11 protein-coding genes and 3 pseudogenes are annotated in these 13,209 nt (G+C 65.5%); 5 read left to right on the plus strand and 9 right to left on the minus strand.

Translation table 11 applies throughout. The annotated features are described in order from the left end of the window. Window positions 1-49: 49 nt before the first annotated feature. From ACNJ7E_RS01695 to ACNJ7E_RS01705, 3 genes and pseudogenes are all read left to right on the plus strand, one after another. Window positions 50-1,294 carry an IS30 family transposase gene (locus ACNJ7E_RS01695; protein ID WP_489686813.1) on the plus strand — a complete coding sequence of 415 codons (1,245 nt, stop codon included), beginning with the start codon at window positions 50-52 and terminating at the stop codon, window positions 1,292-1,294. Between the two features lie 157 nt (window positions 1,295-1,451). Further along, window positions 1,452-2,965 (plus strand): annotated as a pseudogene (istA, locus tag ACNJ7E_RS01700) (IS21 family transposase). Between the two features lie 62 nt (window positions 2,966-3,027). Beyond that, window positions 3,028-3,873 carry an IS5 family transposase gene (locus ACNJ7E_RS01705; RefSeq protein ID WP_418338900.1) on the plus strand — a complete coding sequence of 282 codons (846 nt, stop codon included), beginning with the start codon at window positions 3,028-3,030 and terminating at the stop codon, window positions 3,871-3,873. 17 nt (window positions 3,874-3,890) lie between these two features. Here the strand turns inward: ACNJ7E_RS01705 and ACNJ7E_RS01710 are convergent. After that, window positions 3,891-4,562, minus strand: a pseudogene (locus ACNJ7E_RS01710) (helix-turn-helix domain-containing protein); the annotation flags it as partial. Between the two features lie 56 nt (window positions 4,563-4,618). Between ACNJ7E_RS01710 and ACNJ7E_RS01715 the strand changes: the two are divergent. Together ACNJ7E_RS01715 and ACNJ7E_RS01720 are read left to right on the plus strand one after the other, a co-directional pair. Further along, the gene (locus ACNJ7E_RS01715) at window positions 4,619-5,653 is read left to right on the plus strand and encodes an IS110 family RNA-guided transposase (RefSeq protein WP_489686815.1); all 1,035 of its coding nucleotides are present in this window, start codon (window positions 4,619-4,621) and stop codon (window positions 5,651-5,653) included. A gap of 34 nt (window positions 5,654-5,687) precedes the next feature. Then, window positions 5,688-6,186 (plus strand): annotated as a pseudogene (locus ACNJ7E_RS01720) (IS630 family transposase); the annotation flags it as partial. Here ACNJ7E_RS01720 and ACNJ7E_RS01725 read toward each other — a convergent pair. Genes ACNJ7E_RS01725 through ACNJ7E_RS01760 form a run of 8 tightly spaced genes read right to left on the minus strand, consistent with a single transcriptional unit; the run spans window position 6,183 to window position 13,207 of the window. Continuing rightward, window positions 6,183-6,437 (minus strand): MoaD/ThiS family protein, encoded by a 255-nt coding sequence (locus tag ACNJ7E_RS01725; protein WP_418338903.1) that lies wholly within the window; start codon window positions 6,435-6,437, stop codon window positions 6,183-6,185. The pseudogene ACNJ7E_RS01720 and the gene ACNJ7E_RS01725 overlap by 4 nt on opposite strands. Further along, window positions 6,430-7,485 (minus strand): GTP 3',8-cyclase MoaA, encoded by a 1,056-nt coding sequence (gene moaA, locus ACNJ7E_RS01730; RefSeq protein WP_418338905.1) that lies wholly within the window; start codon window positions 7,483-7,485, stop codon window positions 6,430-6,432. Before moaA ends, ACNJ7E_RS01725 begins: the two co-directional genes overlap by 8 nt. After that, window positions 7,482-7,925 (minus strand): molybdenum cofactor biosynthesis protein MoaE, encoded by a 444-nt coding sequence (locus ACNJ7E_RS01735; protein WP_418338906.1) that lies wholly within the window; start codon window positions 7,923-7,925, stop codon window positions 7,482-7,484. The genes moaA and ACNJ7E_RS01735 overlap by 4 nt, the downstream gene beginning before the upstream one ends. A gap of 13 nt (window positions 7,926-7,938) precedes the next feature. Then, complete coding sequence (locus ACNJ7E_RS01740) at window positions 7,939-8,523, minus strand: (2Fe-2S)-binding protein (protein ID WP_418338907.1); 585 nt, start codon at window positions 8,521-8,523, stop codon at window positions 7,939-7,941. Further along, on the minus strand, window positions 8,523-9,362 hold the full coding sequence (locus ACNJ7E_RS01745; RefSeq protein ID WP_418338908.1) for an FAD binding domain-containing protein: 840 nt from the start codon (window positions 9,360-9,362) through the stop codon (window positions 8,523-8,525). Before ACNJ7E_RS01745 ends, ACNJ7E_RS01740 begins: the two co-directional genes overlap by 1 nt. A gap of 10 nt (window positions 9,363-9,372) precedes the next feature. After that, on the minus strand, window positions 9,373-10,101 hold the full coding sequence (locus ACNJ7E_RS01750; RefSeq protein ID WP_418338909.1) for an enoyl-CoA hydratase: 729 nt from the start codon (window positions 10,099-10,101) through the stop codon (window positions 9,373-9,375). Continuing rightward, window positions 10,098-12,443, minus strand: coding sequence for a xanthine dehydrogenase family protein molybdopterin-binding subunit (locus tag ACNJ7E_RS01755; protein ID WP_418338910.1), 2,346 nt, complete (start codon window positions 12,441-12,443; stop codon window positions 10,098-10,100). Before ACNJ7E_RS01755 ends, ACNJ7E_RS01750 begins: the two co-directional genes overlap by 4 nt. Beyond that, window positions 12,440-13,207 (minus strand): SDR family NAD(P)-dependent oxidoreductase, encoded by a 768-nt coding sequence (locus ACNJ7E_RS01760; RefSeq protein WP_418338911.1) that lies wholly within the window; start codon window positions 13,205-13,207, stop codon window positions 12,440-12,442. Before ACNJ7E_RS01760 ends, ACNJ7E_RS01755 begins: the two co-directional genes overlap by 4 nt. Between the last annotated feature and the right edge of the window lie 2 nt (window positions 13,208-13,209).

Here is a 13,209-nt window from a genome sequence, read left to right on the forward strand (position 1 = left end):
GGCGGATTCCAGTGAACGTCGCAACACCCGACGCTAATCGGAGGTTGCGATGCACGACTCGACACAGCCCAACAGTGGGCACCCCGGTGTTGCTCTGACGGAGAAGCGGGAACAGTTCGCTCGGCTGATCCGGCAAGGGGTTGGTAACTCCGAGGCGTGCCGCCGTGTCGGAATCAACCGCCGGACCGGGACACGATGGCGGTTCGGGCGCACAATCACCAATACGGCCGGCGAGCCGGTGCACTATCCGCCAGTGACTTCTGACGTTCGCACGCGGCCTCGCTCGCCCCGCTACCTGTCCCTGGACGAGCGGATCATGATCGCAGATCTCCGCCGGGCCGGCTGCGGTGTCCGCGCGATCGCATCCGAGCTCAACCGATCACCGTCGACGATCAGCCGGGAGCTACGCAACAACGCCACCGACAATGAGTACCGTCCGCACGCTGCCCAGCGGCTGGCCGTGCACCGGATCGGGCGCCCTCGCGCCCGCCGCCTCGATACCGACGCCGTCCTGGGCGCGCACGTCGCACAGTTGCTCAGCGACCTGAAGTTCAGCCCGGAACAAGTCGCGCATCAGCTCCGCGTCGATTTCCCCGGCCAACGAAACCGGCATCTGTGCCCGGAGAGCATCTACCAGGCGATTTATGACCAACGGTGCGGCCTGACACGGCCCGCGAAACGGTCCTTGCGGACCGGCCGATACCGGCGTCGCCGCCGCCTGTCGGGCTTGGAACGTCGCGGCCGGTTGACGAATATGACGATGATCGACCAACGACCCGACGAGGCGGCCGACCGCAGCGTGCCCGGGCATTGGGAAGGTGATTGCATCATGGGAGCGGGGAACAAGACGGCGATCGGCACGCTGGTCGAACGACGAAGCCGGTACTGCATGCTGATTCACCTTCCCGGCCGAAACCGTGCCCAGGAACTTCGTGACGGCATCGCGGCGGCGATGGCAGCACTGCCGCCGCAGCTTCGGAAGACCCTGACCTGGGATCAGGGCAAGGAGATGGCATTGCACCAGCAGATCTCCGCCGAGACCGGCCTGGACGTGTTCTTCTGTGACGCCCACTCGCCGTGGCAGCGCGGCAGCAATGAGAACCTCAACGGGCTTCTGCGTCAATACTTTCCCAAGAGCAGCGACCTCGGCATCTATACGCCGGAGCGTCTGGTCGAGGTTGCCTCCCAGTTGAATAGTCGACCCCGCAAGACCCTGGAGTGGGCAACTCCGGTCTCGCTTCTTACTGAGATACCGTCATCCCACGACAGGCCCAACTGTTGCGACGTTCGCTAGATTCTGCCCCACGAATTCCGGCCCCGGCTGAGGTGGCCGGTGGTTGCGGACGGGTGGTGCGGCGTGTCGGCACGAATCTTGGCCCCACCCGGGTTCGGATTCTCCTCGTTGGACGTGTTTCAGCGAGGGAGGACCGGTGAAGAGATCGGGTTCGCGGATGGAATTATTCGAGCAGATCCGCCGTGATCGGCGGGATTCGGAATTGTCGATTCGGGAGTTGGCCCAGCGGCACGGGGTGCATCGACGCACGGTGCGGCAGGCGTTGGCCTCGGCGGTGCCACCACCGCGCAAACCGTATCGCCGCCGGGTCCGGCCGGCGATCGATGACTGGGCCGAGCTGATCGATTCCTGGCTGATTGCCGACCAGCAGGCGCCGCGCAAGCAGCGACATACCGCGCGGAGGGTGTGGCAGCGGTTGGTCGCCGAGCACGGGGCGACGATGTCGGAAGCGACGGTGACCCGGTATGTGCGCCGCCGACGCAGCGAGTTGGGGCTGGTCGAGGTCGAGGTGACGGTGCCGCAGACCCACCTGCCGGCCGCGGAGGCGGAGGTTGACTTCGGGGAGGTCTACGCGGTCATCGGCGGGGAGATGACCAAGTGCTGGATGTTCGTGATGCGCCTGTCGCATTCGGGGCGGGCCTGTCACGTGGTGTTCGGCACCCAGGCGCAGGAGGCGTTCTTCGAGGGACACGTGCGGGCCTTCGAGTGGTTCGGCGGTGTGCCGCATCGTATCCGCTACGACAACCTCAAACCCGCTGTGGTGCGGGTGCTTCGGGGCCGTGACCGGGTCGAGTCGGACCGATTCGTCGCCCTGCGCAGCCACTACGGCTTCGATTCGTTCTTCTGTATCCCCGGCCGGGGTGGCGCCCACGAGAAAGGCGGCGTGGAAGGCGAGATCGGCAGATTCCGGCGCCGGCACCTGGTTCCGGTGCCGAAGGTCGCGTCGTTGACCGAACTCAACGAGAAGGTCGCCGCCGCGGACCTGATCGACGACACCCGGGTCATCGGGGCCGACCGATCACGGTGGCCGCCGCGTTCGCCGACGAGCAACCCGCGTTGCTCCCGCTGCCTGCTGAGCCGTTCGACTGCGCGCGACTGTTGTATGCGCGGGTCGACACCCATGCGCGGGTGTCGGTGCGGCAGAACTTCTACTCCGTGCCCGCCCGCTACGCGGGCCGGCGGTTGCCGGTGCGGCTGAGCGCGGGCCGGGTCGAGGTGCTCGACGGGTCCAGGATGGTCGCGGTTCACGACCGGGCCTTCGGCCGGTTCACCGAGGTCCTCACCCTCGATCACTACCTCGAGGTGTTGATCCGCAAACCAGGCGCCCTTCCCGGGGCGACCGCGTTGGCGCAGGCCAAGGCGGTCGGGGCGTTCACCGTCAGCCACCAGCGGTACTGGGACAGCGCCCGCAACCTGCTCGGTGACCGCGCCGGCACCCGCGCCCTCATCGACGTGCTGCTCGCGCACCGCGGCCTGGCCCCCGAAGTACTGCGCCAGGCCCTGGACCGGTCCATCGAGACCGGGTGCATCGATCCCCAACTCGTCCTCATCGATGCCCGCCGACTGGCCCGCACCGATTCCACCCCCGCGGTCCCGATCGGAGTGCTCACCCGTTACGACCGTCCCGTTCCGTCGTTGACCGCCTACGACACCCTGCTCACCGGAAGCTGAGTAAGTGTTTGGAAAGCTGTGCGATTTCGGCCCCGAAACGAATCGGTGACTCATGATGGGGGATGGGTTCTCGTAAGCAGCATCGCAAGCCGAAGCCGTATCCGTCCGATCTGACCGATGCGCAGTGGGAGTTGGTCGCACCGATGGTCCCGGTACCTTCGGCTGGTCGCCCGCCCATCCACTCGCGCCGCCGGATCGTGGACGCGATCTTGTATGTCAACCGCACCGGCTGTTCCTGGCGCCAGTTGCCGCATGATTTTCCCAAGTGGGAGACGGTGTACTGGTACTTCAAGGTGTGGAACGAGTCTGGGGTGACCGACCGGATCCACGACGCACTGCGGGCGCGGGTGCGCGATCGCGGTGGGCGGGATCCGATGGCCTCGGCGGGGATGGTCGACGCCCAGGCGGTCAAGGGTGCCGACACCGTCGGGACGGACACGCGCGGTTGGGACGGCGCGAAACGAGTCAATGGGCGCAAAAGGCACTTGGTGACCGATACGCTCGGCCTACTCGTGGTGGTGTTGGTGACGGCGGGGAGTGTGCAGGACCGTGACGGCGGACGCCGGGTACTGGCGCGGGCGAAGACGGCGATGCCGTCGATGGTCGTGGTGTGGGCCGACGGCGGCTACGCCGGGAAGCTGGTCGCCTGGATCGACACGCACTGCCGCATCGCACTGGATATCGTTCGGAAACCCAAAGGGCAGCGTGGGTTTGCTGTCCTACCGCACCGCTGGGTGATCGAACGGACGCTGTCGTGGCTGGTGCGCTGTCGCCGCCTCGACCACGACTACGAGCGCCTCCCCGCACACTCGGAGGCATTCATCAAGTGGGCCATGATCGGGCTCATGACACGACGACTCGCACCGACACCGGGACGCCGCCCATGGCAATCGACCCGCGCATCGTGACCATTTCCAAACACTTACTCAGGTGAAATGCGCATCGTGGGGTCATCCGGATAGTCGATCGGCAGGCGATTCGAGATCTGCTCCGGACTCCACGCCGTCGCCCACCGACGATCACCGCGCCGAGGCTTGTTGCGGCCAATCCAAGCCGCATCCGGACCGGACACCACGGTTCCATCGTCGGCACGAATCACACCGGACAGCTTGTCCTGCACATATTCTCGTAACCGATCGTGTTCGGCGAGCTTCGCCGGCTTCGGGCGCCTCGCGGCGAGATCGGCCTTCCACTGCGCGGTCGACGCGCGATACTCGAGCTTGCCATTGCGGGTGGCGGCGTTCCGCCGCAACTCTCGCGAGATCGTCGACGGTGACCGTCCGATCCGGTCAGCGATGTCGCGCATACTCATACCCTTGGCTCGCAGCAGCGCGATATCCTCACGCTCGGTGAACGACAGGTACCTCCCCGAGACCGGGGTCAACTCGATCGGTGGCATCCCACCAGCCTGGCGGAACCACCGTGTCCCTACCGGCCCCGACACGCCGCATGCGGTCGCTGCGTCGTCGCTCGTGAGACCCTCGGCGATCCGCGTCCAGAATGCCCGCTCTAGATCTCGGCGTATCGGAGGACGTCCCGGTGACCGCATCACCGCACGCCCCGTCAACGCTGCCGCCCACCCGGGTGGTCGTCCCATCCCACACCTCCGTTATCGAGGTGTTGCTTCCACCGGTTGAGCCTGGTCATACCACCATGATCATCATCGGGATCGATGCGCACAAGCGCACCCATACGGCCGTTGTCGCCGATCAGAACGGAAGCCAGCTGTCGACGAGAACCATTCGGACCACCAGCAAGGACCATCTGGCGCTGCTGCGTTGGGGCGCGGAACAATGCGACGATCGCATGTGGGCGGTCGAGGACTGCCGGCACCTGAGCCGCCGCCTGGAGCGGGACCTGTTGGCCGCCGGAGAACGGGTCGTGCGGGTGCCGCCGAAGCTGATGGCGAATGTGCGCGACGGGGCCCGTACCTACGGAAAGTCTGATCCGATCGACGCGCTCGCGGTGGCTCGTGCCGCCCTTCGGGAGCCAAACCTACCGGAAGCCCGTCTCGACGGTATGGAGCGAGAAGTCCGGCTGCTGGTCGATCACAGGGACGATCTCGTCGCCCAACGGACTCGCATCATCGGGCGGTTGCGCTGGCACCTGCACGAACTCGATCCTGGCTGGACACCGCCGAAGAGGTTGGATCGGGCCAGCGCCTACGACAAGATCGAGGCCTTCCTGTCGGAGTTGTCGGGGCTCGTGTCGGACTTGGCGACGCGCCTCGTCGACCATCTCCGGCGCCTCACCGTCGAGATCAAGGAACTCGCCACCGAGATCACCACCCGAATCACGGTGCTGGCACCGTCATTGCTGGCCATCCCCGGATGCGCGCCGCTGACGGCGGCCAAGCTGATCGGTGAGACCGCCGGCGTTGATCGCTTCCGGTCCAAGGATGCCTTCGCCCGCCATAACGGAACCGCACCGCTGCCGGTGTGGTCGTCGAACCGCGCACGACATCGTCTCTCGCGTACGGGAAATCGGCGGCTCAATGCAGCAATCCATATCATGGCACTCACCCAGGCTCATTGCCACGACGATGCTCGTGCACTCATGTCCCGGCGTAAGGCCAACGGCGACGGTGGCATGGAAGCTCTGCGCATCCTCAAGCGCAGACTTTCCGATGTCGTCTATCGCGCCATGCTCGCAGACCGACCATTGATGGGCTCCGCTACCGCTGCTTGACAGAGGAGCAAGTGACACTTGCCGATCTTTCAAGGGTGCCCGAGTACGGCGCAGTCACGACTACGCCCGCAGCGGCGTCACCAGCCTGTTCGCGGCGTTCAACATCGCCGACGGCACGGTGATCTCCGAGCTTCACCGACGTCACCGGGCCGTGGAGTTCAAGAAGTTCCTCACCGCGATCGACAAGGCCGTCCCCGACGAGTTGGACGTGCATCTCGTCTGCGACAACCTGGCCACCCACAAGACGCCGGCAGTGGGCGACTGGTTAGCCAAGCACCCACGTTTTCACGTCCACTTCACCCCGACCGGGTCCTCCTGGATCAATCAGGTCGAGCGATGGTTCGCATTCCTGACCGATCAGCTGCTCCGCCGTGGTGTACACAAAAGCGTTGCAGCATCGGAGAAAGACGTTCGCAACTGAATCAAGACCTGGAACGACGACCCGAAGCCGTTCGTCTGGCACAAGACCGCCGAGGAGATCCTCGATTCCCTCCGCCAAATATACCTCACGAATTTCTGACGCGGGACACTAGCCACCGGCGAACGGAGGAAGAACGTCCACCCTGTCTGACATCTGGTAGGTCAAGTCTCGGGTGATTTCGCCTCCAACCAGATAGGCCGATATCGGCAATAGTTGGGCGATTCCTTGGCCGTACTGCTTGAGCAACTGCTTGTGCAGATCGCCGAGAGATGGTGACTCCGTGAACGTGATCGTTTCCTCGTCTCGCCCGATGATGTCCGCAGCCGCGGCGAAATAGCGGATGCGTATGTGTCTTTCAGCCACCGATTGCTCCCATGCTTCTGACGGGTGGTGCGAATCCGGCGTTTCCGATTTCATGTCCGAACGGTTTGCGCCACATTGCATCGCGCCAGGAGTGTGCGAGTTCTTGGTCGCTTGCGCCGGCACGCAGGGCGGACCGGAGGTCGGTCTCGTTGTCACTGAATAGGCAGGGGCGAACTGTCCCTTCCGCGGTCAGTCTCGTGCGATCGCAGTCCGCGCAGAATGTACGGGTTACCGAGGCGATGATGCCGACCCGAGCTGGGCCGCCGTCGATCGCCCATTCCTCGGCGGGGGCCGATCGATCGATCCGGCCGTGCGGCGTCAACCGGAAGCGTCGTCGGAGGACACCGAGGAGGTCGTCTGCGGTGACTGTGTTGGTGCGATTCCAGGTGCGGTCCGCGTCGAGCGGCATTTGCTCGATGAAGCGTAGGTGCACGTTCTCGTTCAGGCACCACTGCAGCAGGTCCTCTGCTGTGATGAGGGTGTCGGCGTTGAGTACCGCGTTGACTTTCACCGGGGTGAATCCGTGGATGCGGGCTGCCCGGATACCGGCGAGGACGGACGGCAGACGGTCCCGGCGGGTGAGTCTGGCGAACAAAGCGCGGTCGACAGTGTCCAGCGAGATGTTCACTCGATCGAGTCCGGCTTCGGCGAGGCGCCCGGCGCGTCGGTCGAGTCCGATCGCGTTCGTGGTGATCGACAGTGGGAGCTGAGAATGCAGCTGTCGGCAACCCGCGATGATCTTCTCGAGATCGCGGCGTACGAGTGGTTCACCGCCGGTGAACCGCACTTCTCGTATCCCGAGGTGGCGGACCGCGATGTCGACGAGTCGAACGATCTCGGATGCAGTCAGCAGGGCATGCGAGTCAATTGGGGGTAGCCCTTGTTCGGGCATGCAATAAGTGCATCGCAACGTGCATTTCTCGGTTATCGAAACCCTCAGGTCGCGTGCGACTCGGCCGTATTCGTCGATCAGCTCCGGATGTGGTGGGCGCCCTGGTTGAACACCACGACTGCGAATCGTTGGGAAACCCAGGCCGACCGACGTCACTTGGCCGGCGCTTCGAGGTTGGATGCCGGTGCCCCGACCCACTCGATGGTGCCGTCGGCGAAGGTTTGGTGTTTCCAGATCGGAACGCAGACCTTGATCCGGTCGACCAGAAGTGTGGAGACGGTGAAGGCATCTGCTCGGTGCGGAGCGGCGACAGCTGTCACCAAGGCAAGATCACCCACACGGAGCGTGCCGACCCGGTGCACCGCGGCGACGGAGAGCCCGAACTGCTGTGCAACACCTTCGCAGCAGTCGCGTAGAAATCGTGCGGCGTCGGGATGGAATCGGTATTCGAGGCCCGTAACGATCTGGCCGTTGTCGAGGTTGCGCACGACGCCGGTGAACAAGACCGTGGCGCCGTTTTCGGGACCGGCGACCGCGGCGTTGACAGCGACGGGATCGATCGGTTCCGTGGTGATGCGGGCGAGTACTTCGGTCATGCCGTTCTCCTCGTCATCCAGGGAAGGATGGCTCTGGGCCGGAGGCGACCTCCGCCTGGGTTCCGGATGTGCGCTGTGTTGAGGATTCTTCGTGCTCGTGGATGGGGCATTCGTGCGCGGGCTCTGTTCCAATGCGGTTGATTTCCGCGGCCGCCTCCTCGACGGCGTCGACGATTCCGACGTATCCGGTGCATCGGCAGATGTTGCCGGACATTTCTTCGCGGATCCGCTCCCGGCTGGGTTCGACTTCCCGGTGGAGAAGGTCGAGTGCTGACATGAGCATTCCTGGGGTGCAGAACCCGCACTGAAGGCCGTGGCGGTCGCAGAACGCCCGCTGCAGGGGGTGCAGTGTGCCGTCGTCGGCGGCCATGCCTTCGACCGTGGTGACCGACGACCCATCGGCTTGGACGGCGAACATCAGACATGCCCGCACGGGGCCACCGTCGACCAGGACGGTGCAGGCTCCGCAGACGCCGTGCTCACATCCGAGGTGGGTGCCGGTCAGCCCGAGATCTTCGCGGAGCGCATCAGCGAGGGTCTTGCGGGGTTCGATGTCGATCGCGGCTCGTTCACCGTTGACGGTCAGTTCGATACGCATCAGTTCACTCCTGCCTTGATTCCTATTGCCTGGGTCAGCGCTCGGAGCGTGAACTCCTCGGTCATCGCGACTCGGTAGTCGGCCGATGCGTGCAGATCCGACGCTGCGGTGATCGCGGTCGCGGCGACGCGCGCCGCCTCGGCGATCCTGTCGTCGGTCATAGGCCCTGCCGCGAGGATCGCTTCGGCCGCCAGGGGCCGGATGGGTACGGCGCCGACACCGCCGATGGCGATCCGCACAGTGCCGGCCACCTCGGCGACGGCGACGGTGACGAGGCCGAAGTCGCCGTGCCGGCGGGCGAATTCGGCGAATCCGGACCGTTCCGGGACCGGGAAGTCGACGGCGGTGACGATCTCGTTTTCGTCGAGGGATGTCTCAAGGGGGCCGACGAAGAGGTCGTCCACCGAGAGTGTGCGTTTACCGCCGGGCCCGTGGACGTGAATAACCGCGCCCAGCGCGGTCGCCACGACCGGTAGCTCCGCGGACGGGTCGGCGTGGGCGATGCTGCCGCCGGTGGTGCCCCGGGTGCGGATGGCGCTGTGGCCGATCCACGTTGCCGCCTCCGACAGCAGGGGCAGGTGGGTTTGCTCGATCAGCATGGAGTGGCGGACGAGGGCACCGACTCGCACGGTGGTGTCGTCGAGCTTGTCGATGGTGTCGAGTCCGGGCACGCGGTTGATGTCGACCAGGATCGTCGGGCGCCCGAGGCGCATCGCCAGGACCGGGACGAGACTCTGTCCCCCGGCCAGGACTTTGCCGTCGCCGCCCGCGGATTCCAGGGTCTTGACGGCCTCGGCGATGCTGGAGGGTCGGCTGTAGTCGAATGGTGCAGCCTTCATGGGTGCATCCTCACTTTCCCACGAATTTCGGCGAGCGGTTCTCGGCTCGGGCGAGCTGGCTCTCGGCGAAGTCCTCGCTCGCCCAGCACTGATCGAACTCGGCGTCGAGCCGGTCGTCCCAGATGTCGGGTTCGGTCAGCGCCTGCACAGCGTGCTTGGAATACATCAGCGAGAGCGGGGCATAGGAGGCGATCTCCTGCGCGAGCTCACGTGCATCGTCGACGGTACCGATGCGGTCCGTGAGCCCACGGGCGAGCGCCGCCGGTGCGTCGAGGGTGTCGCAGGCGAGCAACACCGCGCGGGCGGTTCCGCCCCCGGCCAGTCCCGCAAGCCGGCGGATCGTCCACGGGTCTACGGCCAGCCCGTTGCGGGCCGTCGGGATCGCGAACTTCGCGCCCGGTGCGGCGACGCGCAGGTCGCACGCGATGGCCAGCTGCGTGCCGGCCCCGATCGCGGGCCCGTTAACCGCAGCGATCACGGGAATCGGTGCCGAGGTGATCGCACGCAGTGCGGTGTAGAGGGCGGTGCGGAACCCGTCGCCGTAGACGCCGCCGAAGTCGGCACCGGCACTGAATGCGCTCCCGGCGCCGGTGATGACCAGTGCCCGCCGCCCCGACGACACACATCCCTCGACGGCGGCGGTGAGCTCGGTCAGGTGCGCAATGTCGAGGGCGTTGCGCTTGTCGTGACGATCGAGGGTGATCTCCGCGAAGTCGCCGTGCTCGGTCAGGGTGATCATCGCAGCGCCTCCCACAGGGTGGCCGGTGTGATCGGTAGATGATGAATCTCGATACCGACCGCGTTGTGCACCGCACCGGCGAGGACTGCATTGGGCCCGAGTGTGCCGCCCTCGCCGACACCGCGTACCCCGAGAGGATTGTCAGCGGGGACGGAGATGTGTTCGATGATCATCTCCGGCACCTCATGACTGGTCGGCATCAGGTAGTCCATCAGCGTTCCGGTCGACAAGTTGCCGGAGTCGTCATAGATCAGATGCTCATACATGGCACCGCCGATGCCCTGCGCGATGGACCCGACGATCTGCCCCTCCACGACCATGGGGTTGATGACGCGGCCGGCGTCCTCGGTGCAGACCCATTTGAGAATTTTCAGGTCGCCGGTCTTGCGGTCGATCTCGATGGTGGCCGCCTGGGCACCCGCGGCGAACGCACCGCGGATCGGGTCGAAGAATCGGGTGGCTTGCAGGCCGGGTTCGATTCCTTCGGGGAGCTTGTTCGACTCCAGGTACGCGATTCGTGCCAGCTCCGCGAGCGTGGCCAGAGGTTTGGTGTCATCGGGGCCCCAGATTTCGCCGTCTCGGCAGTCGAGGTCTGACTCGTCGACTTCGTGCAGGGCGGCGGCGAGTTTGAGGACCTTGGCTTTGACCGCTTCCCCCGTTCTGTGCGCGGCACCGCCACCGATGACCGCCTGCCTAGAGGAGAAGGCGCCGAATCCCCACAGGGATTCGTTGGTGTCGCCGATGCGCACGTTGACATCGTCGTAGGGGACGCCTACCGCGTCGGCGACGATCTGGGCGATGGTGGTCTCCGAGCCTTGCCCTTGGGTGGTGACCCCGCTGAGCACGGTCACCCTGCCGTCGGGGTCGATGCGCACGGTGCACGCGTCGTGGCCGGTGCGAAACGGCATCCGCGGGCCGGCGGCGGCGGCGCGGCCGAGGCCGGTGAGTTCGTTGTAGCAGGCGAATCCGATGCCGATCGGGTTCTCACCTGTCTGTCGCCGGCGTTGTTGTTCGGCGAGGAACTCGTCGTAGCCGATCGCGTTGACGCACTTGTCCAGACAGGCCCCGTACCAGCCGGAGTCGTCGACCAGTCGACTCGGCATCCGGTACGGGATCTCCTCCGGAGTGACGAGGTTCTTCCGTCTGATTTCGAGGTCGGTCATGCCCAACTCGTCGGCGGCTGCGGTCAGCAGAGATTCCATCGCGAACACCGTTGCGGGCCTGGCCACTCCGCGGTATGGCCCCGCATAGGATGTGTTGGTGGTGACACCGCGGGTCACACAGCGGTAGTTGTCGAGCCGGTACGGTCCGGACAGCAGACCACCGGCCATGAGCGGTTCGATACCCGCGGTCCATGGATACACCGAGTAGGCGCCGACGTTGCAGGTAACGTCCGCGTCGAGGGCGAGCAGCGTTCCGTCCTCCGCGAACCCTGCCTTGACGAGGTACCGGTGGTCGCGGGCGTGGGCGGCGGCTTGCAGATGCTCGGCCCGGTCTTCCACCCACTTGAGCGGGTATCCCCGCATTTCGCGGGCCATCACACACAGTGCGAGATCCTCCGGGTAGAGCACGGCCTTGGTGCCGAACCCGCCGCCGACGTCAGGGGCGATGACGCGCACATTGGATTCGGCCAGGCCGAGTAGTTCGGCGAGCATGTTACGCACCAGATGCGGAATCTGTGTTCCCGACCAGAAGGTGAGCTTGTCGTCGACCGGATCCCACAGTGCCACTCCCGCACGGCATTCCATCGGGTTACCGGCGTGCCGGTTCGTGGTGAGTTCGCGTTCGACGACGACATGTGACCGCGCGAAGGCGGCCTCGACGTCCCCGGCATCGAACTTCCGTTCCAGCAGAACGTTATCGGGGGCTTCTTCGTGGACCGGCACCACAGGCGGGTTCCAGGCAACTACCGTGGCCGGCAGCTGCTCGTAGTCGATGTCGATCCGCTCGATCGCATCCTCCGCGACGTAGCGACTTTCGGCCACGACCGCTGCCACCGCCTCACCGGCGAAACGGGCCTTCTGCCACCCGAGGATGGGTTGCGCGGTCTCGACGTAGGACGGGAGCGCCGACTGAGCGCGCAGCGCGATCGACCGAAACGCGGACATTCCGCCGGCGAACACGCCGTACACACCCGGAACGGCCTCCGCAGGGGTGACGTCGACGTGGGTGATGGTGGCATGCCCGTACGGGCTTCGGAGAAAGGCCACATGCCGCATCCGCGGCAGCTCGAGATCGGAGACGTAGCGGCCGTGGCCGGTGATCAGTCGCGCGTCTTCCTTGCGGCGAACGGACCGGCCGACCGCACCGGTGACGGGTTCTGCAGCATGCTCGTGTGTCATGGCATCGAATACCCACCGTTGACGGACACGATCTGGCCGGTGGTCCAGGATGACTTCGGTGAGGACAGCAGCAAGATTGTCGGAGTGACGTCGTCGGGGGTGCCGAATCGGCGCAGCGGATATGCCGAAAGGATGCGCTTCATTTTCGCGTCGTCGGCGTTACCCGTATGGGCGTCGAGGCTGCCGGTCTGCACGAGTGCGATCGAGACGGCGTTTGCGCGGATCTTGTAGCGTGCGAGTTCCTTCGCAAGGGATTTCGTCAGTCCCACCGTGGTAGCCCGGGTAGTTGCGGTCACGAGGAGGCGGGATTCACCCACCCGGCCGGAGTCGCCCATCAGGTTGATGATCGAGCCCTCGACGTTGCAGTCGACCATCTGCTGGGCCACGGCTTGGGTGACGCGCAGTGTGCCGGCAACGGTGATCTCGATTTGCGGCGCCCAATCCTCCTCCGTCGTCTCCAGGAACGGCTTGCTCTGGGTGACGGCGGAATTGTTGATGAGGATATCGATCGGTCCGAGTTCGGACTTCACTGCGTCGACCGCGGCTTTCACGGCGACACCGTCTGCCAGGTCGGCGCCGACAGCGATGGCACGCACACCGAGGGTCGCGGCCTCCTTCGCTGCTTCCTCGGCACCCCGAGCGGACGAGTTGTAGTGGAAGGCCACATTGGCACCCTCGGCCGCGTAGGCCATTCCGATCGCGCGGCCGAGGCCCTTGCCGGCTCCGGTAACGAGGACGGTCTTGTCGGCAAGATCGAGGTTCATAG

The sequence above is a fragment of the Rhodococcus mengyinensis genome (assembly GCF_048381435.1).
GTDB classification, from domain to species: Bacteria; Actinomycetota; Actinomycetes; order Mycobacteriales; family Mycobacteriaceae; genus Rhodococcus_F; species Rhodococcus_F opacus_D.